Source organism: Stutzerimonas chloritidismutans AW-1, assembly GCF_000495915.1.
Lineage (GTDB): Bacteria > Pseudomonadota > Gammaproteobacteria > Pseudomonadales > Pseudomonadaceae > Stutzerimonas > Stutzerimonas chloritidismutans.
Map to the genome: position 1 here is coordinate 1 of NZ_AOFQ01000034.1, position 25,435 is coordinate 25,435.

Genomic DNA, 25,435 nt, shown 5'->3' on the forward strand with positions numbered 1-25,435 from the left:
AGGGTCAGCCCCGCCACGACGGCGAGAATGGTGGCGAAGGCGACCGCGGAGATGAAGCCGAGGAACAGGTTGCCGCCCACCGCGCTGGCCAGGTGGATGGCGACCATGTTGGTGCCGCCGACGATGGCGCCGGTCACGTCCTTGAAGTCCGGGTTGGTGCTGACCAGCAGGATCGCGCCGAAGCCGATGATGAAGGTCAGGATGTAGAAGTAGCCGATGAAGCCGGTGGCGTAGAACACGCTCTTGCGCGCTTCCTTGGCGTCGGAGACGGTAAAGAAGCGCATCAGGATGTGCGGCAGGCCAGCGGTGCCGAACATCAGCGCCAGGCCGAGGGAGATCGCCGAGATCGGATCGGAAACCAGGCCGCCCGGGCTCATGATCTGAGCGCCTTTCTCGTGGATCTTCACTGCTTCGGCGAACAGGCTGCCAAAGTCGAAACCGACACTCTTCATCACCATGATGGCCATGAAAGAGGCGCCGGACAGCAGCAGGACCGCCTTGATGATCTGCACCCAGGTGGTGGCGAGCATGCCGCCGAACAGCACGTACATGACCATCAGCACACCGACCAGCACCACGGCTACGTAGTAGTCCAGACCGAACAGCAGCTGGATCAGCTTGCCGGCGCCGACCATCTGCGCGATCAGGTAGAAGGCCACCACGATCAGCGAACCGAACGCGGAGAGCAGACGGATCTGCGTCTGACCGAGGCGATAGGACGCCACGTCGGAGAAGGTGAACTTGCCCAGGTTGCGCAGGCGCTCGGCCATCAAGAAGAGGATGATCGGCCAGCCGACGAGGAAGCCGATGGAGTAGATCAGGCCGTCGTAGCCGCTGGTGTAGACCAGCGCGGAAATGCCCAGGAAGGATGCCGCCGACATGAAGTCGCCGGCGATAGCCAGGCCGTTCTGGAAGCCGGTGATGCTACCACCCGCGGTGTAGTAATCAGCCGTGGAGGTGTTGCGCTTGGCCGCCCACTTGGTGATGCCCATGGTGAAGACGATGAACACCACGAACATGATGATGGCGGTGTAGTTGGTGGCCTGTTTCTGGACTTCGCCGGTAATCGCATCGGCGAGCAGCGCAGGCGAGACTGCCAGGAGGAAGGCAGCCATCAGGAAACGCAGGATCATTATTTCTGTGCCTCGTTGAGGATTTCCTGGTTGATGCGATCGAACTCACCATTGGCACGCTGCACATAGACACCGGTCAGGATGAACGCCATGAAGATCACCCCGACGCCAACCGGGATACCCCAGGTGGTCACGGTATTGGCGGACAGCGGAATGCCGAGGATCTTTGGCTCGAAGGCGATCAGCAGGATGAACGCCAGGTAGGCGCTGAGCATGACAGCCGATAGCAGCCAGGCAAAACGGCCGCGCTTGGCAACCAGTTCCTGGAAACGCGGATTGGCATAGATCTGCCGGTAAACATTTTCATTGTGCATTGGAATCTGTCTCCACGGTCGCTACCCCCCGGTGGGAGCAGGGGCGGCTACTTTAGGCTTGGGTCGGATGAACACCACCCCGACTTTGGTCTGAATGCAGTTCACAAAAACACCCGTCGTAGAGCCGTTCAGCCGCGGAAAATGGGGCGCCGCAACAAATCCACATACAAATAGTGTGGCGCTATGTCGCACATGCGAAACGTTGATTTCAGACATTGCCCGGGCTCGACCAGACTCTCTCCATCGCGAGAACGATTCTCGACTGCACAAGGAGACGGGGCCATGCTGAAGACCGTGACGTTCACCCTGATGCACTTCTGCATCGCCTTTTCGGTGACCTATGCACTGACTGGCAGCATCGCCATTGACGGCCTGGTCGCCACCGTCGAACCGCTGTGCAACTCGGTGGGCTTCTACTTCCACGAGAAGCTCTGGCAGCGTTTCGAACGCAGCCGGCAAGCAAGATGCCCATCCCCAAACATGCCTGGCTGCACCATCACGCCTGACGCCGTCGTCATTTCTCATCCTGCGCAGGGATCGAATCCGCAACCGCGCTGCCATAGTGAAGTTGGCTTGCATTGTGCGGCCGATGCAGTTCTATTGGGACAGGTAGCGCGGGACCCCGTCGCTGCCTTGCCACAGGCCAGCCGGGCCTGTTAACGGAGAAGCACCATGCAGCTGTTGTTGCGCCTGACCGCCCTGCTCGCCCTGGTCGTTGCGCCTGTCCACGCCGCCGATCTGACTGTCGAGGAGTACGGCTTCCCGCTGTCCAACCCCTTCGAAGCCACCATCGCCGGTACGCCCAACGAGCTACGCGCCGAAGTGCCGACCGATGATGATATCGACCAGGCCGACTACAACCTGCGCCTGCGTCCCGAACGCGAGTTCACCCTGCCGGACAACTTCTGGCCGGTCAAAAAGCTGCGTTATCGGCTCGCTCGGCAAAGCGGCCCCGCGCCACTCATGTTCATCATTTCCGGTACCGGCGCGCGCTATTCGGCAGGCAAGACCGAAGCCCTGAAGCGTCTGTTCTACGGCGCCGGCTACCATGTGGTGCAGCTATCGTCACCGACCAGTTATGACTTCATGTCTGCCGCTTCGCGCTATGCAACGCCGGGTATCAGCAGCGACGACGCTAAGGACCTGTACCGGGTCATGCAGGCGGTTCGCGCGCAGCACCACAAGCTGCCCGTGACCGAATACCACCTCACCGGCTACAGCCTCGGCGCCCTGAATGCCGCGTTCGTCAGCCAGCTGGACGAAACCCGTCGCAGCTTCAACTTCAAGCGCGTGCTGCTGCTGAATCCGCCGGTCAACCTCTACACCTCGGTCAGCAACCTGGACAAGCTGGTGCAGACCCGCGTCGAAGGCATTAACGACCACACCACCTTCTACGAAGTGATTCTGGAAAAGCTCACGCGCTATTACCGTCAGAAGGGCTATATCGACCTCGACGAGGCCGTTCTCTACGACTTCCAGCAATCGAACCTGAAGCTCAGCGACGAGCAGATGGCGATGCTCATCGGTTCGGTGTTCCGCTTCTCCGCCGCGGATATCACCTTCACCTCCGACCTGATCAACCGTCGCGGCCTGATCACACCGCCCGAGTATCCGATCAACGAAGGCACCCGTCTGGAGCCGTTCTTCAAGCGCGCACTGCTGTGCAGCTTCGACTGCTACATCACCGAGCAGGTGATTCCGATGTGGCGCGCCCAGTACGACGGCGGCAGCCTGACCCAGCTGATCCAGCAGGTCAGCCTGTACGCACTGGAGGATTACCTGCGCCAGAGTCCGAAGATCGCCGTCATGCACAACGCCGACGACCTGATCCTCGGCGAGGGTGACCTCGGCTTCCTGCGTCGTACCTTCGGTGATCGCCTGACCCTTTATCCGCGAGGCGGCCACTGCGGCAACCTCAACTACCGCGTAAACACTCAACACATGCTGGAGTTCTTCCGTGGCTAAAGGAATGCTGCTGCCGTTGCTTCTGGCGAGTGGTCTGGCCTTTGCCGACACGCCGAAGGTGGATGAGGATGGTTTCACCCATCCGCTGCGCAATCTGGAGTTCAATCCCGGTCTGGATCAGCGCGAGTTCGAGCGCGCCACCTTCCAGGCACTGGACGTCTACGATCCGTTCGAGTCGGTCAACCGGCGCATCTACCACTTCAACTATCGACTCGATCAGTGGGTGATGCTGCCGGTGGTGCGCGGCTATCGCTACGTCACGCCGCGGCCGGTGCGCACTGGCGTGAGCAATTTCTTCAGCAACCTCGGCGAAGTGCCGACGCTGTTCAACAGCCTGGCCCAACTCAAGGGCCAGCGCGCGGCGAACGCCACTGCACGTTTCCTGTTCAACAGCATCCTGGGTGTGGGCGGCCTCTGGGACCCGGCAACGCGCATGGGGCTGCCGCGTCAGAGCGAAGATTTCGGCCAGACCCTCGGTTATTGGGGCGTTCCCCAGGGGCCGTACCTGATTCTTCCGGCGCTGGGCCCGTCCAACCTGCGCGACACCACGGGCCGCGTGGCCGACTTCGCCGTCGAGCGGCAGGTGGAGTTTCTGCAGTATTCCGAAACCACCGGCGGCGAGTTGAGCCTGACGGCGCTGCGGGCCGTCAATGCGCGGCATGTCACCAGCTTCCGCTACGGTCAGCTCAATTCGCCGTTCGAATACGAGAAGGTGCGCTACGTCTACAGCCGGGCGCGGGATCTGCTGGTAGAGGAATAATCCGCTTTATCGATCTTTTGTAGCGATATAACGCACCCATTGATCGAAGCCACCCACCTACTCTTGGCGAATTCAACCCGAGAGGCATTCGATCATGTCCCAGCGTGAAATTCTTTCCATCACCAGCGGCCGCGCCACGTCCGATGGCGCCGGCGTCAGCCTGACCCGCGTCTTCGGCGGCGCTGCCCCGGAGCGCTTCGATCCGTTCCTGATGCTCGACGAGTTCGGTTCCAACGACCCTGACGAGTACATTGCCGGCTTCCCGCCCCACCCACATCGCGGCTTCGAAACCATCACCTACATGCTCGAAGGACGCATGCGCCACGAGGATCACATGGGCAATGTGGGGTTGCTGGAGAGCGGTGGCGTGCAGTGGATGACCGCAGCGCGCGGCGTCATCCATAGCGAGATGCCGCAGCAGCAGGAAGGCACCATGCGCGGCTTCCAGCTATGGTTGAACCTGCCCTCCCACGCCAAGCTCGGCGATCCGGACTATCGGGATTTCGCCCCGGCCGAAATACCGCAACTCGCCCTGCCGGGCGGCGTGCAGGCCAAGGTCATCGCCGGCGCGTTCAAGGCCGGCGATATCGAACAGCACGGGATCGTGCAGCGGCCCGATACCGAGCCTCTGCTGTTCGACCTGCAGCTTTCAGCCGAGAGTGCCGTCTCGCCGCAAGTACCGGATGGCCATCGGTTGCTGCTCTACGTCTATGAAGGGACGCTGCGGGTGGGTGAGCAGGCGGTGAGCAAAGGCCAGTTGGTTCAGATGTCCCAGGACGGCGAGCTCAATCTGTCCAGCGAACGTGGCGCCCGGCTGATGCTGCTGGCAGGCCGCCCACTCGGTGAGCCGATCGTGCAGTACGGGCCATTCGTGATGAACAGCCGCGAGGAGATCGAGCAGGCGCTGCGAGACTTCCGGGACGGTACGTTGGCCTGACCTGCACGATCTGCCCGGGAAGACGCCAGGCCTGGCGGAAATGGCAGTCCACTAGACGGCCGAACGCGTCTTCCTCTTTTTATACAAGCTGGGCTCGCCTACCGGGCGGGTCTTGAAGCGGCGATGCGCCCAGAGGTACTGCTCGGGTACCGCACTGACCGCCTCTTCTATCCACTGGTTGATCCGCAAGCAGTCCGCCTCTTCACTTTCACCCGGGAAGTCCTGCAGCGGCGGATGGATCACCAGTCGATACCCCGAACCGTCCGCCAGGCGTTCCTGGGTGAAAGGTACGACCCGCGCCCTGCCCAGCCGGGCGAACTTGGTGGTGGCGGTGACGGTCGCCGCCTGGACGCCAAACAGCGGTACGAACAGGCTCTGTTTGCGCCCATAGTCCTGGTCCGGCGCGTACCAAATGGCGCGCCCTGCGCGCAATACCTTGAGCATCGCCCGTACATCCTCACGCTCGATGGCACTCGCATCACGGTTGTGCCGTTCGCGCCCGCGACGCTGGACGAAGTCGAAAAGCGGATTCTTGTGCTCGCGATACATGCCATCGATGGTGTGCCGCTGGCCGAGCAGCGCGGCGCCGATCTCCAGCGTAGTGAAATGCAGCGCCATCAGGATCACACCCTGCCCTGCAGCCTGAGCCTGCTGCAGATGCTCGAGCCCATCGATCCTGGCCAGGCGCTGCAGGCGTGCCTGCGGCCACCACCAGCTCATGGCCATCTCGAAGAAGGCAATGCCGTTGGAGGCAAAGTTCTCCCGCAACAGACGCTCGCGTTGCGCCTGACTCAGTTCGGGGAAACACAGCTCCAGATTGCGCCGGGCGATGTAGCGACGCGAACCGGCGAAACGAAACATCAGTGCGCCAAGCCCGCGCCCCAGTTTCAACAGAACCGAATATGGCAACTGGACCAGCAGCCACAGCACGCCCAGGCCCAGCCACAGCGGCCAGAAGCGCGGGTGCAGGAAGTACGCACGAAACTGAGGACGATCCATGAATAGCTCGACAACCGATGAAGCGACGCATTCTAGCGGCAAACGCCAGCGCTGACCGAGCCCAAGCACACCGGCGATCGCTTCACAGGCCGCTCGCGGGTTGCAGGCAGCGACGCGCCCCGCTATAAGTCCTCGCCATTTACCGTAGCAGACAGACCATGAGCCAAGCCGACCTCACCGATCAGTCCCCAGCCTTCCAGCTCAAGGGCAGCATGCTCGCCATCACCGTGCTGGAACTCGCCAGCAACGACATCGAGCGTCTCGACGAGCAACTCGCGGCCAAGGTCGAGCAGGCGCCGGACTTCTTCAATAACACCCCGCTGGTCCTGGCCTTGGACAAGCTGCCGGAGGCGGCTCGCGAGATCGATATCGCTGCGCTGGTCAGCCTGTGCCGCAAGCATCGTCTGCGTACCCTGGCCCTGCGCGCCAGCGAACCATCCCACCTCGAGGCGGCCGCGGTGCTCGATCTGCCGGTGCTGCCGCCTTCCGGTGCTCGTGAGCGGCAGGTCGACCTGAGCTCGAAAACCCCGGCCAAACCAGCCGAGCCGGTCTATCGCCCGACCCGCGTCGTGACCACCCCCATCCGCGGCGGCCAGCAGGTCTACGCGCAAGGCGGCGACCTCATCGTTCTCGCTCCCGTGAGCCCCGGTGCGGAACTTCTCGCCGATGGCAACATCCATGTCTACGGTCCGCTTCGAGGTCGCGCCTTGGCGGGTATCAAAGGCGACACTTCGGCGCGGATCTTCTGTCAGCAACTCACCGCTGAAATGGTCTCCATCGCCGGCCAGTACAAGGTAGCCGAGGACCTGCGACGCGATCCTCTCTGGGCTGAAGCGGTACAGATCAGCCTCTCCGGCGACGTGTTGAACATCACCCGCCTTTAACGGATACTGCCGCGAATTTTCAAGGACCAAACGGGCAATCCTGACGCTGAAATCGGCGAAAGGTCCCGATTTTTTAAATATTTAGGGTGAATCACCTTGGCCAAGATCATCGTAGTCACTTCCGGCAAAGGTGGCGTTGGTAAAACCACCACCAGCGCCGCCATCGGTACCGGCCTCGCTCTGCGCGGCCACAAGACTGTCATCGTCGACTTCGACGTCGGTCTGCGGAACCTCGACTTGATCATGGGCTGCGAACGCCGGGTGGTTTACGACTTCGTCAACGTCATCAATGGCGACGCAACCCTGACCCAGGCCCTAATCAAGGACAAGCGTCTCGAGAACCTCTATGTGCTGGCCGCCAGCCAGACACGCGACAAGGACGCGCTGACCCAGGAAGGCGTTGGCAAGGTCATCGACGAGCTGGGCAAGAATTTCGAATACGTCATCTGCGACTCCCCGGCCGGTATCGAGAAGGGCGCGCACCTGGCGATGTACTTCGCCGACGAAGCCATCGTCGTCACCAATCCGGAAGTCTCTTCGGTTCGCGACTCCGACCGCATGCTCGGCCTGCTGGCGAGCAAGTCGCGTCGCGCCGAGAACGGCGAAGAACCGATCCGGGAGCATCTGCTGCTGACCCGCTACAACCCCGAGCGTGTCACCAAGGGCGAAATGCTCGGCGTCGAAGACGTCGAGGAAATCCTGTCCATCCGCCTGCTGGGCGTGATCCCCGAGTCGCAGGCCGTACTCAAGGCTTCCAACCAGGGTATCCCGGTGATTCTCGACGACCAGAGCGACGCCGGCCAGGCGTACAGCGACGCCGTGGATCGTCTGCTCGGCAAGGAAGTCGCGCACCGCTTCCTCGACGTCAAGAAGCCGGGCTTCCTGCAACGACTTTTCGGAGGCCGCGAATGAACCTTTTCGACTTCTTCCGTGAACGCAAGAAGAAGGAAACCCCAGCCGCGATCGCCAAGGAGCGTCTGCAGATCATCGTCGCCCACGAGCGTGGCCAGCGCACCGAGCCGGACTACCTGCCGGCCCTGCAGAAAGAGCTGGTCGAGGTGATCCGCAAGTACGTCAACATCGACAGCGATCAGGTCCAGGTTGCACTCGAGGACCAGGGCAGCTGCTCGATTCTCGAACTCAATATCACCCTGCCGGATCGCTGAGCGAAACCGGCGTGCAGAAACGGCGGCCCACGGGTCGCCGTCTTCGTTTGTGGAAAAGCGAATGCCTCTAAGCGCTATCGAGATCGTCCATCAGGACGCCGCCCTGCTGGTCATCAACAAGCCGACCCTGCTGCTTTCCGTACCGGGCCGCGCCGAAGACAACCGTGACTGCCTGGTGACTCGCCTGCAGGAAAACGGCTATCCCGAAGCGCGCATCGTGCATCGCCTGGACTGGGAAACCTCCGGACTAATCGTGCTCGCCCGCGATGCCGATACGCACCGCGAACTGTCCCGCCAGTTCCATGATCGTGAAACGGAGAAGGCCTATACCGCGCTGTGCTGGGGCCAGCCGGGGCAGGACAGCGGCAGCATCGACCTGCCGCTGCGCTACGATCCACCGACCAAACCGCGCCACGTTGTCGACCACGAGCAGGGCAAGCACGCACTGACCTTCTGGCGCGTGCTTGAACGCTGCGGCGACTACAGCCGCGTCGAGCTGACCCCCATCACCGGCCGCTCCCACCAGCTGCGAGTCCATATGCTGTCGATCGGGCATCCGCTGCTCGGCGATCGCCTGTATGCCCACGAGCAAGCCCTGCAAGCCCATGAGCGCCTGTGTCTGCACGCCAGTATGCTCACCCTGACCCACCCGCAAACCGGCGAGCGCCTGCGCTTCGAGTGCCCCGCACCGTTCTGATGACGACAAGCACGTGCCATCGCGCGCACTTACTAGATGCAGGCGGTGCCGGTGCGCTTATTACCAAGTGTCGAATGCTATAGACTTCGTGACCTTGCAGTCCGGAGTCCGAAATGCGCAAAGCTCTCAACCAAGGCCTGATCGAATATCTGCAGGCGTCCCCTACCCCGTTCCATGCCACCCAGAATCTCGCCCAGGCGCTACAGGCCGCCGGCTACCGTGCGCTGGACGAGCGCGAGGTCTGGCATACCGAGGCGGGCGGGCGTTATTACGTTACCCGCAACGACTCGGCCATCATCGCCTTCCAGCTGGGCAGCAAGGCGCTCGTCGAACACGGCCTGCGCTTGGTTGGCGCCCATACCGACAGCCCGTGCCTGCGGGTCAAGCCGCAGCCCGAGCTGCAGCGCCAGGGCTTCTGGCAGCTGGGGGTCGAGGTGTATGGCGGCGCCCTGCTCGCTCCTTGGTTCGACCGCGATCTGTCGCTGGCCGGCCGTGTCACCTACAGCCGTGATGGCCGCATCGAAAGCCAGCTGATCGACTTCAAGGTTCCGATCGCGACGATTCCGAACCTGGCGATTCACCTCAATCGGGAAGCCAATCAGGGCTGGGCCATCAACGCGCAGAACGAGCTACCGCCGATTCTGGCCCAGATCGCCAGCCAGGAAAGCCCAGACTTCCGCGCACTCCTCGCCGATCAGCTCGGCCGTGAACATGGGCTGGTCGCCGACGTGGTGCTGGACTTCGAACTGAGCTTCTACGACACCCAGAGCGCCGCGGTCATCGGCCTGCACGGTGACTTCATCGCCGGCGCGCGTCTGGACAATCTGCTCTCGTGCTTTGCGGGCTTGCAGGCCTTGCTGAACGCCGAACCCGAGCACACCTGCGTACTGGTCTGCACCGATCACGAGGAAGTCGGCTCCACTTCGCTGTGCGGCGCGGATGGCCCTTTCCTGGAGCATGTCTTGCGTCGCGTGCTGCCGGATGAGGACGACTTCCAGCGCGCCATCAGCCATTCCCTGCTGATTTCCGCCGACAATGCCCACGCGGTGCACCCGAACTACGCCGACAAGCACGACGGCAATCACGGGCCGAAGCTCAACGCTGGTCCAGTGATCAAGGTGAACAACAACCAGCGCTACGCCACCAGCAGCGAAACTGCCGGCTTCTTCCGCCATCTCTGCCTGGAGAACGAAGTGCCGGTGCAGAGTTTCGTCACCCGCAGCGACATGGGTTGCGGCTCCACGATCGGCCCGATCACGGCCAGTCAGCTGGGTGTGCGTACCGTCGACATCGGCCTGCCGACCTTCGCCATGCACTCGATCCGCGAGCTTGCGGGTAGTCAGGACCTGGCGCATCTGGTCAAGGTACTGACCGCGTTCTACGCCAGCAGCCAGTTGCCTTGAACCGCACCGGGCAGGTCTGCAGCACTGCAAACCTGCTCGATCCATCAAGGCAAAGCGAAATCTGGCTCCGTCCACATCAGGACGATGCGGATCAGGAAAGCGCGCTATCGATCACCAGGGCCACCTTGCCGGACACGGTGTTGCTGGCCAGCGTTTCGAATGCAGCCTCCACATCACTGATGGCAAAGGTTCGCTCCAGACGCGGCGAAAGCTTGCCCTGGGTGAACAGCGGCCAGACCTTCTCTTCCATTTCCGCCAGCAGCCCGGCCTTGTAATCGGCGTCGCGGCTGCGCAGGGTCGAGCCGATCAACTGGATGCGCTTGGCCAGCAAACCAGCCAGATCCATCTCGGCCTTGCGTCCGCCCATCAAGCCGATCATCACCCAACGCCCATCCAGCGCCAGCAGCTGCATATTCAATGCGGCGTACTTGGCACCGACCGGGTCGAGGATCATGTCGAACGGACCAAAATCGCGTAGCGCTTCGAGCGAGTCACCACGCAGCACACCACCCTGAGCACCGAGCGACTCACAGTAGGCCAGCCGCTCAGCCGAGCCGACACTGACCCAGCAGGGATTGCCGAAAGCCTTGCACAACTGGATCGCCGCCGAGCCGACACCACTGGCGCCAGCGTGCAGCAGCACCTTGTCGCCGGCCAGTAAAGCGCCCAGGCGATAGAGATTGAGCCAGGCCGTGGCATATACCTCCGGGATCACCGCAGCTTCATGCAGTGACATGCCCTCGGGAACCGGCAGCGCGTGACGGGCATCGACCACCACCTCCTCGGCCATGCCACCACCAGCCAGCAGCGTGCACACGCGATCACCCACCTTCCAGCGGCTGCGCCCACTGACCTCGGCGACCACCCCTGCGCATTCCAGCCCCAGGATGTCGGTGACACCTGCCGGCGGCGGATAGTGTCCGCCTCGCTGCAGCAGGTCCGCACGGTTCAGCCCGGCAGCAGCCACACGGATACGGATTTCGCCATCGCCGCACGCCGGAGCCGGTCGCTCGGCCCACTCCAGATGCCCCTCGATACCTTGCAATGCCTTCATGCTGCCTCCATAGTGGTTCCTATCTATGCCCACCCAACTGATCGCTCGCTGGCCTTCTTTGACCACCTCAACCATCGGGCTTGTGCTTTCCACCGCCGGACGGAAAAACGAACCGGCGCCTACTTTAGATGGCCTAATATGCGTTATTCCCTAGCCTTACGTCGCCCCCAAGCCATGAAACGTACGCTGACCTGCACCGTTCTCGCCGTTCTGTTCGGCCTTCACGCTTCCCTGGCGATGGCCAAAGCCGTCAGCACGCCAGAGAACTGGGACTACCTGCAACCCGATCGTGAACAGGTCATCGCCAGCCTGAACGTCGTCGAACTGCTCAAGCGCCATCACTACAACAAGCCGCCGCTGAACGACGCGCGTTCGGCAAAGATTTTCGACAGCTACATCCAGATGCTCGATCCCTCGCGCAGCTATTTCCTGGCATCTGATCTCGAAGAGTTCGGCAAGTGGCGCAACCAGTTCGACGACTTCCTCAAGGGCGGCAATCTCGAACCCGGTTTCATCATCTACTCCCGTCATCTCGAGCGCTTGCAGAACCGGCTGAACTACGCCCTGAGCCTGCTCGACAAGGGCGTCGACAGCTTCGACTTCAGCGTCGACGAGGAGCTGCTGGTCGACCGTGAGAAGGCCGCCTGGGCCAAGGACACCGCAGAGCTGGATGACCTGTGGCGCAAACGGGTAAAGGACGAGGTATTGCGTCTGAAGATCGCCGGCAAGGAGCCGAAGGCCATTGAGGAACTGCTGACCAAACGCTACAAGAACCAGCTATCGCGCCTGAACCAGACCCGTGGCGAGGACGTTTTCCAGACCTATATCAACGCCTTCGCGCAGACCTACGATCCGCACACCCAATACCTGTCGCCGGACAGCGCGGAGAATTTCGACATCAACATGAGCCTGTCGCTCGAGGGCATCGGCGCGGTGCTGCAGAGTGACAACGAGCACGTGAAGATCGTACGCCTGGTGCCGGCAGGCCCGGCGGAGAAGAGCAAGCAGCTGGCGCCAGCGGACAAGATTGTCGGCGTCGGCCAGGCCAACGATGAGATGGTCGACGTCATCGGCTGGCGTCTGGATGAGGTGGTCAAGCTCATCCGCGGCCCGAAGGGTTCCGTCGTGCGTCTGGAAGTCATCCCGGCGAGCAACGCGCCGAATGACCAGAGCAGCAAGGTCGTCGCCATTACCCGCGAAGCAGTGAAGCTCGAGGAGCAGGCAGCGAAGAAGTCGGTGCTGAACCTGGAACACCAGGGGCAGAACTTCAAGCTCGGCGTGATCGAAATTCCGGCGTTCTACCTCGACTTCAAGGCACTGCGCGCCGGGGACCAGAACTACAAGAGCACCACGCGTGACGTTAAAAAGCTGCTCTCCGAACTGGAAGCAGAGAAAGTGGACGGCGTGGTCATCGACCTGCGCAACAACGGCGGCGGCTCACTGCAAGAGGCCACCGAGCTCACCGGCCTATTCATCGATCAGGGTCCGACTGTGCTGGTACGCAACAGCGATGGCCGCGTAGACGTGCTTGCCGATGAACAGACCGGCGCGCTGTACAAGGGGCCGCTGGCCGTCCTCGTCAACCGTCTTTCGGCATCGGCCTCGGAGATCTTCGCCGGCGCGATGCAGGACTACCACCGGGCCTTAATCCTCGGTGGCCAGACCTTCGGCAAGGGCACCGTGCAGACGATCCAGCCTCTCAACCATGGTGAGCTGAAACTGACCCTGGCCAAGTTTTACCGCGTATCCGGGCAGAGCACTCAACATCAGGGTGTGATTCCCGACATCAGCTACCCTGCCGATGTCGACACCAAGGAAATCGGTGAGAGTGCGCTGCCGGAAGCGCTGCCTTGGGACAGCATCCGCGCGGCGATCAATCCGGACATGAACCCGTTCAAGCCTTTCCTCGCCGAGCTGAAGGCACGCCACGAAGCACGCACCGGCGAGAACCCGGACTTCGTCTTCACCCGCGATCGTCTGGCGCTGGCCCAGGAGCTGATGCACGAAACCACCGTCAGCCTCAATGAAGAAAAGCGGCGTGCACAACAGGCCGATATCGAGAAGCGTCAGCTGGCCTTGGAGAATGCATTGCGCCTGGCCAAAGGTGAGGAGCCACTGGCAAAGCTGGAGAAGGAAGACGAAAACACGCCTCACGCGGAAGCGGACAAACCAAAGCCGGAGGATGATGCCTACCTCTCCGAGAGCGGGCGCATTCTGCTCGATTACCTCGGTCTCAGCTCGGCGATGGCCAAGCACTGAATCGAGTGGAACGCCGCGATGTCATCAAATTGACATCACGACATCGTGAAATGAAAGGGCCGCGTTTCGGCCCTTTTCTTTTCACACCCAGAGACCTCCATGACAGTCACCGAGCAGTTGAGCACGCTGGGACATATCCTTGCTCACGGCGACATCACCACCCTGTTCCAACCCATCGTCTCGCTTTCGGAGCGACGCATTCTCGGTTATGAAGCACTCAGCCGTGGACCATCTAACGGCCCGCTGCACTCCCCGATCAATTTGCTCGCCACAGCACGCCACGCCGGCCGGCTTAACGAACTAGAGATGACCTGCCGCGAAACAGCGTGCCGGCGTTACAGCCAGGGGGCGCTACGCGGCAAGCTCTTTCTCAACGCCTCACCGGAAACGCTACTTGACGCGACCCACAAGCCCGGGCGCACGCTCGAGCTGCTGCACACCTATGGCATTTCCGCGGACAACGTGGTCATCGAGCTGACCGAGCAGGCACCGGCCGACGATCTCGAGCTGCTGGACAAGGCGCTTCATCACTATCGCTCGATGGGCTTCAGCATAGCGCTCGACGACCTTGGTGCCGGATATTCGAGTTTGCGCCTGTGGTCCGAGCTGCGACCGGACTATGTGAAGATCGACCGCTATTTCATCGACGGCATCCATCTCGACCCCGTGAAGCGCGAGTTCGTCGAATCCATCCTGAAGATCGCCCGCGCATCGCGTGCCCACGTAATCGCCGAAGGTATCGAACTGCGCGAGGAACTGGCGGTGCTGGCCGGCATGGGTATCGATCTGGTGCAGGGCTATCTGCTCGGACGTCCGCTGGAGTTGCCTGCCCAGGACATCGACGAGGTCCTGCCACCCCCGGAGGCCCAGCAGGCGGTCCTGGGTGAGGAGTCCGGCAACCTGTCCGGACTGCTTATCCGACAACCCGCCATGTCCGCAGAACGTCCGGTCGCTGAAATGCTCGAGGCGTTTCGACTGCAGCCAGCCCTGAACTCGATCGCAGTGTTGGACGTTGACGCCAGGCCGGTCGGCATACTTCACCGCAATCTCATTTCCGACGCGCTGCTCAAGCCCTACGCCACCGATCTGCTGGCACGCAAACCGCTTAGCCGCCTGATGAGCACGGATTTCCTCGCTGTCGAGCTCGACCAGTCGTTGCAACAGGTCAGCCGCTTGCTCACCAGCCGGGCGCGTCAAAGAATCGAGGAAGACTTCGTCATTACACAGGCAGGTCAATACCTCGGTCTGGGCCGCGTCATCGACGTTCTGAGGTTGATAACCGAACTGAAGATTCAGCAGGCGCGCCACGCCAATCCCCTGACACTGTTGCCGGGCAACGTCCCTATCCAGCAGTGCCTGACCCGCCTGCTGCTACAGCGACGTAGGGCGATGGTCTGTTACGTCGACATCGACAACTTCAAACCTTTCAACGATCTGTATGGCTACGCCAAAGGCGATGAAGTGCTGCTGTGCCTGGCCCAATGTCTGAACGACCGGGTCGACCCACAGATGGATTTTGTCGGCCATATTGGCGGGGATGATTTCATGCTGGTGCTGAGCGGTCACGACTGGGAGCAGCGCATTGCCGACTTGCACAGCGCCTTCGCGCTTCGCAGCAGCGCCTTCTACCAGCCAGAACACCTCGCGGCCGGCTGCTTTATTTCCACCAGCCGTGACGGGCGTAAACAGCGCTATGCCCTGCTGTCACTCTCGATCGGGATCGTCAGCGTGCACCCGGAGCACACTGACCGCCTGGATGCAGGCAGGCTCGCCGCCCTTGCTTCGGAGGCCAAGCGCTTTGCCAAACAGGTGAACGGCCCGAGCTTCCACCTGATCGACGCAGGGCAGCCAACGCAGGATGCCTACAACCCCAGTTGCTCCGCCTTCGCCTTGTAACGATCTGCCTGCTGGGGGTCTGCGGCCAGGCCGTGGCCGCCGGCACGATACAGTTGCTCGAGGCGAACCGCCGCCAGTGGATGCCCTGCCTCGGCCGCCTGGGACCACCAGCGCGCCGCCTCACTGCCATCCGGGCCGTGGGAGGCATCTTCGCTGAGGCTGATGACGCCCATCTGATATGCCGCTTTCACATCTCCCGCCTTGGCCGCCAGCCTTAGAAGGCGAACGCCTTCCAGCTTGGCACCATAGCCGCGCCCGCGGAAATACAGGATATGACCGTAGAAACTCTGCGCCGCCACGTCGCCCAGTGCCGCCATCCGCGCGAATTGCCCTTCCATCCAACGCCAGATCTTCGGCTGCTGAACCGCGTAGTGCGACGTCATCAATTTGCGGGCAGTTAAATAACCGAGCCTTGCACGCAGCCTGCCCAGCATCAGAGCTCCTCCGAATAAACGAACTCGAAAACGCGCGCCACTTCTCCCGCATGCCAGGATGCAGCGGCGGCACCGTCCGCCGGCCCCGAGAAGCGTCCCAAGCGCGCAGCACACTCGAAAAAGCCCGTGCGGGGCAAACGACTAGCACCCTGACTGATGACCAGTGCGCTGCGCAACGGGCGCTCCGAGCGGGCGTCCAGCGCAGCGAGGTGCTCCAGCGCGGCGGTAAGGGTTCGCATGGCGGGTGTGGGCAACTGGAGCCGCTCGACCAGCGCACGGTAGGTCACCAGATGCCTCTGCCGGCGAGCGGCATCCAGTTCGGCAAGCAGCGCCTGCCAGTGGTGCCGGCTGATGGATACTGACGTCAAGCGTCGCCCTCCCAGCCGGCAATTTCCAACGCACGTGCCAGTGCTCGACGAATCGCAGCATCGGGTTCGCGCTCTCCCGCCTCGATCAGCCCCAGGTAGGCTGGACTGATCCCCACAGCGCGCGCCAACGCCTCTTGTGAAAGCCCCTTGGCCTCACGCAGAGCGCTCAGCTCGACCAGGGATGGACGTGACTGAGCGCCACTGGGTGCGACATAAGTGGCAACGGCCGATTTGACACCGACCGCATTCAAAAGCGCCTGGTACTCGTCCCACGGCAGTACGGCGTATTCCGGCGAGCCGTCACGCATGATGACCTGTACATTCATCCGTATATCCCCAGGCGTCTTCGATCAGATGCGGAATCTTAACAGCCCTTGCCGCTCCTTGAAGCTACCAACCTGCCGCATGCGTTAGTGAATCGGGATAGAGACCGCAAATGCTCATCCGGCACCGACAAACGGCGGCTACACACGCCGCTGCTATCAGCTCGGCTGGCCGCCGGCCTTCGGTTCGTCCAACGCAGGCAAGCGTTGAAGCGATGCCTGCCGATCCGCAGTCTGGGCCTGCCTCCAGACCCTGAACGCCTCCAACTCACCAGACCACTTGCGCATTACCCAGCCCAGCACAGCCAGATCGTCGACGAACCCAAGACCAGGCAGCCAATCCGGGATGGCGTCGATTGGCGACAGGAAGTAGAGCAAGCCGGCCACCACAGCTATCAATGCATTAGGACTGATGGCCCGGTACTCGCCACGCCACCAAGCTACGCAAATCGCCTGTAAAAGTGCCAGATCTTCTCGCAATCCTTTGAACAGCCCTCTTTTCGAAGAGGATTTGCGGGCCACCGCAAAGAGTAACGCGGGGATCTTTCCGCGTTTGATCAGACGCTGCGCGAGCGGAAAATATCGGATGAAATTCCAGGGAGCCTTCATCTGGGTTGCCTCCAGCCTGCGTCATCCCTGACCTCGTGAATGTTATCCACCGAAGCTGTGGATAACCTTGTGAACAGTTTATGGATGGTTGCCGCTAAGGCCCTGTTTACGGGGCCGCCCAACAGATCGGTGTTTTTTTATCCAGCCGCTTAAGGCCTTAAGAATCAATAGGTTACGTTCATGCTGAAATTGTATTGAAACATGCCTGTAGGACACGCCGCGATCTATTCCGAATGTGCATAACCACGGATTGTCAATGCCTTTACAAGCACTTTGACTGACGACGACACAGGGCGTTCGAACTTCCGGGGGCTAGGAATTGAGGGAGGAGCATCCACGTGAGAATCAAAAAAGAGGTCGATCATTGCGATCGACCTCCCAAAACCTTACTGAATGCTGAGCTGCCCACGAATCTTGTCGAGGGTCGCCGAGCCGATGCCTTTTACCTCGAGCAGCTCATCTACCGAGCTGAACGGGCCATGCTCTTCCCGATAAGCGATGATTGCTTTTGCCTTGGTTTCACCGATGCCTCTCAGCTCACGGGAAAGCGTCTCAGCATCGGCATCATTGAGGTTCACTGGGGCCGGGGCGACAGCCACAGCTGTCGGGGCAGGTTGTGCCTGAGTGGCGGCATAGCCACCGAAAGAAAAGCCGGAGAGTACGGCGAATGCCGCAGCGGCAAGAATAGCTTTACGCATAATCACGTCCTTATGAAAACCAAAGTATTCGTTCGCGGGACTTCCTGCTCCGCGTCAGCCAATCTAGTCGCCTGCCAGCTGATGTCAAAAACGAGGTTGCATATTTGCGAACCTCGTCAAGCTCAGCGCATGGCGTTGAACAGATTCAGGCCGCTGATCTTTACATAGCTCTGCTGCGTAGCCTCAAGGATGACGGTCTGGAACGACAGCCGGGACAGCGCCTCTGCGTAGTCCAGCTCACGCAGCTCGGCCTGGACCGATTTGTTAACCAGAGCCACGTCCTCGTTGTCGGTCTGCGTTGTTTCGATCACGTTCAGACGCGCGCCGATGTTGCCGCGAGCGGCGTCGACGCTGATCATGCCGTGGTCCAGGTTGGTCAGACTCACCGCCACTGAGTCGCGGATGTCGGCGTTGCTGGAGGACGGGTCCTCCAGCGTCATGCGCAGGTTGGCGATGGTTTCCAGGATGCCCTGTTTCTGCTGTGGCTCGCCGGTGAGACTGACAGTAAAAGAATCACCCGCTACAGGCGGGGCGTTCAGGGTAAGTTGGATAGACACTCCATCCTTAGTGATTGGCATGGTCTCAGGGTATTCCAGCACTCCGCTCCAATCACCAAACTCACCGTCATCGAAACTGAAGCTGACCTGCTTACCCGCTTCACCGCTACCCGCGACACCCGCAATCTTGCCAGCCGGTTCCGTTGCCACGGAACTGACTACGGCACCGTTCCTATTGGGCACCAGAATCTGCACCCTATCGCCGACGCTCGGAGTCCCATCGAGCTGAATTTCGATCCCACGGAAAACGAGCTTGTCACTCTTTTCGGCATTCGAATCCATTTGCCCTTGCGCCAACGGTTCCTCGATTTCCGGAGGCGATACCGCTACCCGGGGCAGAGCATATATGGCATAGGCCCCATCTTCCGCAAATTCCAGCTCGATCCCAGTGGGGGGAAATTCTGCCGCGAAGGCAGTTTCATCGCCGACCAGCGGTGCCGATACCTGCAATGACGAGGGATTCGCTGAATCAGCCGGAAGGAATGCACTGTTCAAGCGACCAGCATTCGTTACATTCTCGAATATCGATTTGCCGTTATCGCTGATCGGAAGATTGAGCGAACTGGCGATCTGCAGCTTTCGCTGGCCTTCGTCGCCCTGGTAGCTGTAGCTGCCGTCGGCGGCGCGCACGAAGGGCTGCGTCTTGCCCTGGAAGCCAGAGAACAGGTACTCGCCGCGGGCGTTGCGGGTGTTCATCAACGACAGCAGCTCGTCTTCGCGCTCAGTCAGCTCGGCCGCGATCGACTTCCGGTCTTCCGCACTCAGGCCGCCATTGCCCGCCTGTACAGCAAGCTCACGTACCCGCTGAAGTACGGTATTGACTGAATTGAGCGTGACCTCCTCCTGAGTGAGGCTGTTCTTCGCCGCGGTCAGGTTGGCGTTGTACTGACTCAGCACGTTCTGCTGCTGGTCCAGTTGGAGCAGACGCACCGACGCAACCGGGTCGTCGGCTGGCGTAAGGATGCGATTGCCGGTACTGATCTGCTCCTGAGTGCGGGTCGCATTGGCGTAGTTGCGCTGCAGTCCGGCGACGCCGTTATTGAATGCTTGCAGGGTGGAAATGCGCATAAGGCGACCTATTACCTGAAGGAACTGATCAATGTATCGAACAAGGAGCGGGCAACTTGAATGATCTGGGCCGAAGCGTTGTAGTACTGCTCGAACTTGATCAGGTTGGCGGCTTCCTCGTCCAGGTTCACCGCCGAGAGTGAATCGCGGTTGTCCGTGGCCTGTTTAAGAATCGAGCCCGTTGCTTCGCTATCCATCCGCGCCTGTGCCGTCAACGTTCCGACGCGCTCGACCAGTTCGCCGTAGCCATCGGTGAAGCTGAAGCCAGAACCGGCGACATTGGCGCTCACACCAACAGTTTGCTTGGTTTGCAGGTCGACTAGTTTCAAGGCATTGCGGTTGTCAGAAACGCCGCTCTGGTTGAAGTTGAACGAAAAAGTGTCGTTCGCCGCAGGCCTGCCGCTTACAGTGAACTCGAAAATGTACTGCTGCTGATTGGGTGCAGTACCCGTGGTCAGTGTCAGGTTCAGCGTATTAGTCTGCCCGGCCGTTATGCTTGCAGGCGAAAGGGTTAATCCTGCAGGGGGCGGAGTAGGGAGCGTCAGTCCATTACCGTCATAAGTTAGCGTCAGCTCCTCAAATGCCGTCGATAGCGCAGCCGCGTCGATGGGCGACGGTCCAGATAACAGGTCGGGCTGGCCTATCATGCCTGTTCCGCTGTTCTGCAGCGTGCTCTGGGCGCGTACCGGGGCGGCAAAGGCCAGTTGATCGGCCTGATCCAGCGTCGCCTTGATGTCAGCCGCACCACGACGAGTCGGCTGCAAACTGAACTTGTCGCCTACAGCGGGGGCTGGGTTACCAAGAAGGACCTGGAAGCCCTGATCGACTCCATTCTTGTCAGCTATCGACAGCGTACCGGTTGGGTTCTCCGTTACGTTCATCAGCTGGTTGTCGCTCAGTCGCCGGAGTTCTGGACCGCTCGCGTCGTACTCCATCAGATAATCACTGGTGGTGAGCACGCTGGTGTCGGTGATGTTCAGCACTGGCTGCGCGTTGCTGTTCCCGGCAAATGCATTGACGCGCAACTTCGCCAGCGCCGGCTCGTTGTAGTTACCGAAAAGTGCCGAACCGACCTGTCCTTTCAGATCCAGCCCCTGTCCCAGCTGCGTATTGACCTGATCACTGACGGCCAGCGAAAGGCGCCCTAGGGAGTTCATGGTCGAATCCAGCACTTCCTCGCGATAGCGAATCAGCCCGCCGAGTTCGCCGCCGGTAATCTGCGAGGTGATGCCCTGCCGCGAGCCACCGCTGATGAACTGCACTTCATGACGGTTCGGGTCGCCCTGCCCTGGGACGACCTCCAGCTTGGCTACCGTACTGCCCACGACCAGCGGCTGGCCGCTGCCGATGAATACGTTGAAGCTGCTGTCATCCTGAGGAACAACCGTCACGCCGATGTAGCCCGATAACTGCCGAACAGCCTCGTCACGGGCGTCGAGCAGATCGTTCGGCTGCTTGCCGTTGGCCGCGGCGATGGCAATAGCCTCGTTGAGGCTACCGATGCTGCCTGCCAGACGATTCACCTGATCGGTGACAGCGGACATCTGCTTGTTGGTGAAGCTGTTCTGCTCGGAAAGTCGGTCGTATACGGTATTGAAACGCCGCGCCAATCCCTCAGCCTCCGCCAGCACCAGCTGACGCGCCGGGATATTCGCCGGGTCCTCGGCAGCTGTCTGCAAGGCCGAGAAGAACTTTTGCAGCGAAGGCGTGATACCGGTGGTGGTGCCAGCCAGCAATGAATCGAGCTGATCGATCTGGCTTTTGTAAGCCTCGACATCACTGTTCAACGATGTACTGCTACGCAGCTGGCTGGTGAGAAATTCGCTGTAGGAGCGACGCACGTCTACCAGCGAGGTACCCGATCCAATGTAACCGGCACCGCTGAACTGCGGCGAGCGTGTCGCCTGGCTCGCATCCTGGCGGCTATAGCCAGGCGTGTTGACGTTCGTGATGTTGTGTCCGGTGATGGAAAGTTGGGTTTTGCTGGCAGACAGGCCGGAAAGGCCAATGCTCAATAGGTCAGCCATGATTTAGCCTCTGGTCCGCATGGCGGGCACCGAATTCGCGTCGGCAACGGTCTGGTAAGTCTGCATCTTGCGGGCGATCTGGCTGATCTTGCGCGCGTATTGTGGGTCGGTGGCGTAGCCGGCTTTCTGCAGCTCCTTGACGAAGCGTTCCGAATCGCCGGTATTGCTCGCCACCTGAATGGCGGTCCGATAACGGTCGTTGTTTTCCAGCAGGCTGACGAAGTCGTCGAAGCTCTGCTCGAACGAATCGTAGGCGCGGAAGCCCGCTCTCTCGCGGGTTGCCGTACCGTTGACGTACTCGGTGGTCATCACGGTAGCCGACTCCCCTTTCCACCCGGTCGCCTTGATGCCGAACAGGTTGTGGCTGTTACTGCCGTCCTTCTGACGGATCATGGATTTACCCCAGCCGGTCTCCAGCGCAGCTTGTGCGACCAGGAAACGCGGCTCGATGCCCAGGCGTTCGGCCGCTTTCTCTGCCATGGGCAGCATGGTGGCGATGAACTCTTCGGACGAATTGAACCGCGTCTTGCTCGGCGCGTTGGGCGCACTTTTCTCGACACCATTGACGACCAACGGCTTGTCCTTGGGGGGCACGAACGCCGTGGCGGGGTTCCAATCGAGGTCGACCAGAGGCTGTGCACCTTCTGCGGCAGCTTTCTGCGCAGTCGCCGATACATCTGCCACTTGCCGCTCGATCGCCCGGCCTGGTAACGCAAGACGACGCTGATTCAGCAACCGGGAATCATCTCGTGCGGACTCGACGGCAGCGGCCGGCTTGCTCGGCCATGCGGCGCCTTCGGTCTGCGCAACCTGGGCAAAGGGATTGTTGCGTGTCGCGGTTTCGGTCTGCTTGCTCAACTGGCGCACCAGTACGTCCGCCAGCCCGATGCCACCGCCTTCCTTCGAAAGACTGACAGACAGCTGCTGGTCATACATATCCTGGTACTGCTTGCTGGCCTGACTGTTCAGCGGGTTGTCCTTGGCCAGCACTTCGGTTGCCGAACGCATCGACTTGAGCATTTCGTTGAGAAACAACGACTCGAACTCCTGCGCAACCTTGCGCACGTTCTCCTCACCGTCCCGATCCTTGCCAACTTTGAGCTGGCTGAGACGATTGAGGTCGTTGTAGCTGCCGCTGTCGAGGCCGCGCGCTCCGCTTCCGAGACGATTTTCCATATCCCTGCCCTTAGATCACGATCAGGTCGGCTTGCAGAGCGCCAGCCTGCTTCAGTGCTTCAAGAATTGCCATCAGGTCGCTGGGCGCAGCGCCCACCTGGTTCACCGCCCGGACGATCTCATCCAGCGTGGTACCCGGGCCGAACTTGAACATCGGCTTGGCTTCCTGATCGGCTTTTACCTTGCTGTTGGGCACGACGACAGTCTGACCATCCGAGAAGGGCTCCGGCTGGCTCACCTGTGGATCTTCGCTGATGGTGACGGTCAGGCTGCCGTGGGTAACGGCGGCAGGTTGCACCCGCACGTTCTGGCCGATCACAATCGTCCCGGTACGCGAATTGATGATGACCTTGGCCACGGCCTGGCCAACCTCTACTTCGAGATTTTCCAGAATCGACAGGTAGTCCACGCGCTGACTCGGATCCAGCGGCGCGGTCACGCTGATCGAGCCGCCGTCGAGCGCCTGCGCTACACCCGGGCCGAGCAGGTCGTTGATCTGATCGACGATGTTCTTGGCCGTGGTGAAGTCCGGACGGTTGAGATTCAGCGTCAGTGTATTGCCCTGATTGAAGCCGCTCGGCACCGGCCGTTCGACCGTCGCGCCACCCGGGATCCGGCCAGCCGACGGCGAATTGACGGTGATCCGCGAGCCATCGGCGCCACCGGCATCGAAGCCTCCTACCACTAGGTTGCCCTGGGCGATGGCGTAGACGTTGCCGTCGATACCCTTCAGCGGCGCCATCAACAGGCTGCCGCCACGCAGGCTCTTGGCGTTACCGATAGACGAGACGGTGATGTCGATGGTCTGTCCCGGCTTGGCAAAGGGTGGCAGTTCGGCATGAATCGACACCGCCGCGACGTTCTTCAGCTGAATGTTGCCACCGGCCGGCACCTTGATGCCGAACTGGGCCAGCATGTTGTTGAAGGTCTGCACGGTGAACGGCGTCTGGGTGGTCTGGTCACCGCTACCGTTCAAGCCGACAACCAGACCGTAGCCGATCAGCTGGTTACTACGAACACCATGGATGGTCGCGACATCCTTCAGACGCTCGGCCTGTGCGCCAGCACAGAGCGTGAGCAAACCCGCGAGCAGAAGCAGTTTTTTCCACATGACATCAGCTCCGGTCAGAAGGGCCACATCGGGCTCATGAAGAATCGGTCTAGCCAGCCAGGCTGGCTCGCATCGGCAAAGGCGCCGGTGCCCGAATAGGTAATGCGTGCATCGGCAATGCGGGTAGACGGGACCGTGTTGTCGGTAGAGATATCGTCTGCGCGAACCAGGCCCGCAATGCGCACCAGTTCGTCGCCGGTATTGAGCGTCATCCACTTCTCGCCGCGCACGGCGAGGATGCCGTTGGGCAGCACTTCGGAGACGGTCACGGTGATCGAACCGGACAGGCTGTTGCTCTGTCCGGCCTGTCCAGAACCGGAAGTATCTCGTGACGCGTCGTACTCGGCGCCCAGACTCATCGAGTTGCCGGTCAACGGATTGGCCATCGAGACGGCTCCGCCGAACAGCGAGCCAAGCCCGATGTTGGCGCTGCTGTCCTTCGAAAGCTGCGACGAGGCGTTCTTGCTGGCCTGAGTACGCTCATTGAGCGTGATGGTGATGATGTCGCCGACCCGATGGGCCTTGCGGTCATCGTAGAGATTGGTCTCGAAGCCTGCCTGATAGATTGCGCCGTTGTTCTGCGCCGCCGGCAACGGCGTGCGCGGCAGCACCGGTGCGTAGTACGGATCGTTCGGTTTCGGCGCAGGGGCAACACATCCGGCCAGCGCCAGGGCGGACGACATCGACACAACGATCAGCAAACGGCTCATAAACACCTCAAGCCATGACAGGCCATCGAAACTACTGCGAGCAGCACAAGGCGTGCGTGCCCGTATACAACGGCGAACGCGCGATCAGAGCTGCTGCGTGACGAACGACAGCATCTGGTCGGCGGTGGATATGACCTTGGAATTCATCTCGTAGGCACGCTGGGTGGTGATCATGTTCACCAGTTCCTCAACGACGCTGACGTTGGAATTTTCCAGGGTGTTCTGCAGCACCGTACCCAGACCATTCAGGCCTGGCGTGCTGACCTGAGGCGCGCCGCTTGCAGCGGTCTCCAGGAACAGGTTGCTGCCCATAGCCTGCAGACCTGCCGGATTGATGAAGTCGGCCGTCTGCAGGTTGCCGATGATCTGCGGCTGCGGATTGCCCACGGTGGTCACCGAGACAGTGCCGTCCTCGCCCACGGTGAAGGTCTGGGTCTCCGGCGGTACCACGATGGCCGGCTCCAGCGCATAGCCGTTGGAGGTCACCAATTGGCCATCGGAGCTCAGATGGAAGCTGCCGTCACGGGTGTAGGAAACCGTGCCATCGGGCAGCAGTACCTGGAAGAAACCGCGACCGTTGACCGCCATGTCCAGCGGCTGCTCGGTGGTCTGCAGGCTACCGGCGGTGAAGATCTTCTGCGTGCCGGTCACCCGCACACCGGTACCCAGCTGAAGGCCGGAGGGCAGTTCGCTGTCCTGGCTGGACTGACCGCCAGGCTGACGGCGAATCTGATAGAGCAGGTCCTGAAACTCGGCACGGTCACGCTTGAAGCCGGTGGTAGAAACGTTGGCCAGGTTGTTGGAAATGGTCGTCAGGTTCATGTCCTGAGCGGACAGTCCGGTCTTGCTGACCCAAAGTGCTGGAAGCATGAGCTTTCTCCTCGTGC

At 61.1% G+C, this 25,435-nt stretch carries 25 protein-coding genes and 1 pseudogene; 11 read left to right on the top strand and 15 right to left on the bottom strand.

Features of this window, described 5'->3' with window-relative positions; genetic code table 11:
- Positions 1–1,133 (bottom strand): sodium:solute symporter family transporter (locus F753_RS36965; RefSeq protein ID WP_023445455.1); only part of this gene is annotated, 1,133 nt, incomplete at its 3' end.
- Entirely contained in the window at positions 1,133–1,447 is a 315-nt protein-coding gene (locus F753_RS36970) for a DUF485 domain-containing protein (RefSeq protein ID WP_023445032.1), read from the bottom strand. The genes F753_RS36970 and F753_RS36965, both read right to left, overlap by 1 nt.
- A gap of 282 nt (positions 1,448–1,729) precedes the next feature.
- On the opposite strand from F753_RS36970, the pseudogene F753_RS36975 reads away from it, so the two are divergent.
- From F753_RS36975 to F753_RS36990, 4 genes and pseudogenes are all read left to right on the top strand, one after another.
- Positions 1,730–1,953: pseudogene (locus F753_RS36975) on the top strand (DUF2061 domain-containing protein).
- 166 nt (positions 1,954–2,119) lie between these two features.
- Positions 2,120–3,412, top strand: coding sequence for an alpha/beta fold hydrolase family protein (locus F753_RS36980; RefSeq protein WP_014819792.1), 1,293 nt, complete (start codon positions 2,120–2,122; stop codon positions 3,410–3,412).
- Between the two features lie 4 nt (positions 3,413–3,416).
- Positions 3,417–4,172, top strand: a complete 756-nt coding sequence (locus F753_RS36985) for an MlaA family lipoprotein (RefSeq protein ID WP_023445456.1) — start codon at positions 3,417–3,419, stop codon at positions 4,170–4,172.
- Between the two features lie 94 nt (positions 4,173–4,266).
- The gene (locus tag F753_RS36990) at positions 4,267–5,109 is read left to right on the top strand and encodes a pirin family protein (protein ID WP_023445457.1); all 843 of its coding nucleotides are present in this window, start codon (positions 4,267–4,269) and stop codon (positions 5,107–5,109) included.
- A 51-nt stretch (positions 5,110–5,160) separates the two neighbouring features.
- On the opposite strand, the gene F753_RS36995 is transcribed toward F753_RS36990, so the two are convergent.
- Positions 5,161–6,108, bottom strand: coding sequence for a lipid A biosynthesis lauroyl acyltransferase (locus F753_RS36995; RefSeq protein ID WP_014819789.1), 948 nt, complete (start codon positions 6,106–6,108; stop codon positions 5,161–5,163).
- Positions 6,109–6,266: 158 nt separating this feature from the next.
- Here F753_RS36995 and minC point away from each other — a divergent pair, with 158 nt between their 5' ends.
- From minC to F753_RS37020, 5 genes are all read left to right on the top strand, one after another.
- Complete coding sequence (gene minC, locus F753_RS37000; RefSeq protein WP_003301263.1) at positions 6,267–6,992, top strand: septum site-determining protein MinC; 726 nt, start codon at positions 6,267–6,269, stop codon at positions 6,990–6,992.
- Positions 6,993–7,088: 96 nt separating this feature from the next.
- On the top strand, positions 7,089–7,904 hold the full coding sequence (minD, locus tag F753_RS37005) for a septum site-determining protein MinD (protein WP_003301265.1): 816 nt from the start codon (positions 7,089–7,091) through the stop codon (positions 7,902–7,904).
- Positions 7,901–8,158, top strand: coding sequence for a cell division topological specificity factor MinE (gene minE, locus F753_RS37010; RefSeq protein WP_003301267.1), 258 nt, complete (start codon positions 7,901–7,903; stop codon positions 8,156–8,158). The genes minD and minE overlap by 4 nt, the downstream gene beginning before the upstream one ends.
- A 61-nt stretch (positions 8,159–8,219) precedes the next feature.
- Complete coding sequence (locus F753_RS37015) at positions 8,220–8,855, top strand: RluA family pseudouridine synthase (RefSeq protein ID WP_023445458.1); 636 nt, start codon at positions 8,220–8,222, stop codon at positions 8,853–8,855.
- Between the two features lie 113 nt (positions 8,856–8,968).
- On the top strand, positions 8,969–10,258 hold the full coding sequence (locus F753_RS37020; RefSeq protein ID WP_023445459.1) for a M18 family aminopeptidase: 1,290 nt from the start codon (positions 8,969–8,971) through the stop codon (positions 10,256–10,258).
- A 91-nt stretch (positions 10,259–10,349) separates the two neighbouring features.
- Here the strand turns inward: F753_RS37020 and F753_RS37025 are convergent, their stop codons facing one another.
- A complete protein-coding gene (locus F753_RS37025; RefSeq protein WP_023445460.1) occupies positions 10,350–11,312 on the bottom strand; it encodes an NAD(P)H-quinone oxidoreductase in 963 nt (320 codons plus the stop codon).
- Positions 11,313–11,486: 174 nt separating this feature from the next.
- Between F753_RS37025 and F753_RS37030 the strand changes: the two genes are divergently transcribed.
- Together F753_RS37030 and F753_RS37035 are read left to right on the top strand one after the other, a co-directional pair.
- A complete protein-coding gene (locus F753_RS37030) occupies positions 11,487–13,571 on the top strand; it encodes a carboxy terminal-processing peptidase (RefSeq protein WP_023445461.1) in 2,085 nt (694 codons plus the stop codon).
- A 99-nt stretch (positions 13,572–13,670) separates the two neighbouring features.
- Complete coding sequence (locus F753_RS37035; RefSeq protein WP_031297713.1) at positions 13,671–15,467, top strand: bifunctional diguanylate cyclase/phosphodiesterase; 1,797 nt, start codon at positions 13,671–13,673, stop codon at positions 15,465–15,467.
- Here the strand turns inward: F753_RS37035 and F753_RS37040 are convergent.
- From F753_RS37040 to flgG, 11 genes are all read right to left on the bottom strand, one after another.
- Positions 15,434–15,901, bottom strand: coding sequence for an SEL1-like repeat protein (locus tag F753_RS37040; protein ID WP_023445463.1), 468 nt, complete (start codon positions 15,899–15,901; stop codon positions 15,434–15,436). The genes F753_RS37035 and F753_RS37040 overlap by 34 nt on opposite strands.
- A complete protein-coding gene (locus F753_RS37045) occupies positions 15,901–16,269 on the bottom strand; it encodes a hypothetical protein (RefSeq protein ID WP_003301276.1) in 369 nt (122 codons plus the stop codon). The genes F753_RS37040 and F753_RS37045 overlap by 1 nt, the downstream gene beginning before the upstream one ends.
- Positions 16,266–16,595, bottom strand: a complete 330-nt coding sequence (locus tag F753_RS37050; RefSeq protein ID WP_023445464.1) for a helix-turn-helix transcriptional regulator — start codon at positions 16,593–16,595, stop codon at positions 16,266–16,268. The genes F753_RS37045 and F753_RS37050 overlap by 4 nt, the downstream gene beginning before the upstream one ends.
- A 156-nt stretch (positions 16,596–16,751) precedes the next feature.
- Positions 16,752–17,201 carry a YkvA family protein gene (locus tag F753_RS37055; RefSeq protein WP_023445465.1) on the bottom strand — a complete coding sequence of 150 codons (450 nt, stop codon included), beginning with the start codon at positions 17,199–17,201 and terminating at the stop codon, positions 16,752–16,754.
- 386 nt (positions 17,202–17,587) lie between these two features.
- Entirely contained in the window at positions 17,588–17,899 is a 312-nt protein-coding gene (locus F753_RS37060; protein WP_023445466.1) for a ComEA family DNA-binding protein, read from the bottom strand.
- A 122-nt stretch (positions 17,900–18,021) separates the two neighbouring features.
- The gene (gene flgL, locus F753_RS37065; protein ID WP_023445467.1) at positions 18,022–19,524 is read right to left on the bottom strand and encodes a flagellar hook-associated protein FlgL; all 1,503 of its coding nucleotides are present in this window, start codon (positions 19,522–19,524) and stop codon (positions 18,022–18,024) included.
- Positions 19,525–19,535: 11 nt separating this feature from the next.
- Positions 19,536–21,551 (bottom strand): flagellar hook-associated protein FlgK, encoded by a 2,016-nt coding sequence (gene flgK / locus F753_RS37070; protein WP_023445468.1) that lies wholly within the window; start codon positions 21,549–21,551, stop codon positions 19,536–19,538.
- A gap of 3 nt (positions 21,552–21,554) precedes the next feature.
- Complete coding sequence (flgJ, locus tag F753_RS37075; RefSeq protein ID WP_023445469.1) at positions 21,555–22,727, bottom strand: flagellar assembly peptidoglycan hydrolase FlgJ; 1,173 nt, start codon at positions 22,725–22,727, stop codon at positions 21,555–21,557.
- Between the two features lie 10 nt (positions 22,728–22,737).
- Positions 22,738–23,838 (bottom strand): flagellar basal body P-ring protein FlgI, encoded by a 1,101-nt coding sequence (locus F753_RS37080; protein WP_023445470.1) that lies wholly within the window; start codon positions 23,836–23,838, stop codon positions 22,738–22,740.
- A 14-nt stretch (positions 23,839–23,852) separates the two neighbouring features.
- Complete coding sequence (gene flgH / locus F753_RS37085) at positions 23,853–24,548, bottom strand: flagellar basal body L-ring protein FlgH (protein WP_023445471.1); 696 nt, start codon at positions 24,546–24,548, stop codon at positions 23,853–23,855.
- Positions 24,549–24,632: 84 nt separating this feature from the next.
- Positions 24,633–25,418, bottom strand: a complete 786-nt coding sequence (gene flgG, locus F753_RS37090; RefSeq protein WP_014819775.1) for a flagellar basal-body rod protein FlgG — start codon at positions 25,416–25,418, stop codon at positions 24,633–24,635.
- Positions 25,419–25,435: the final 17 nt, after the last annotated feature.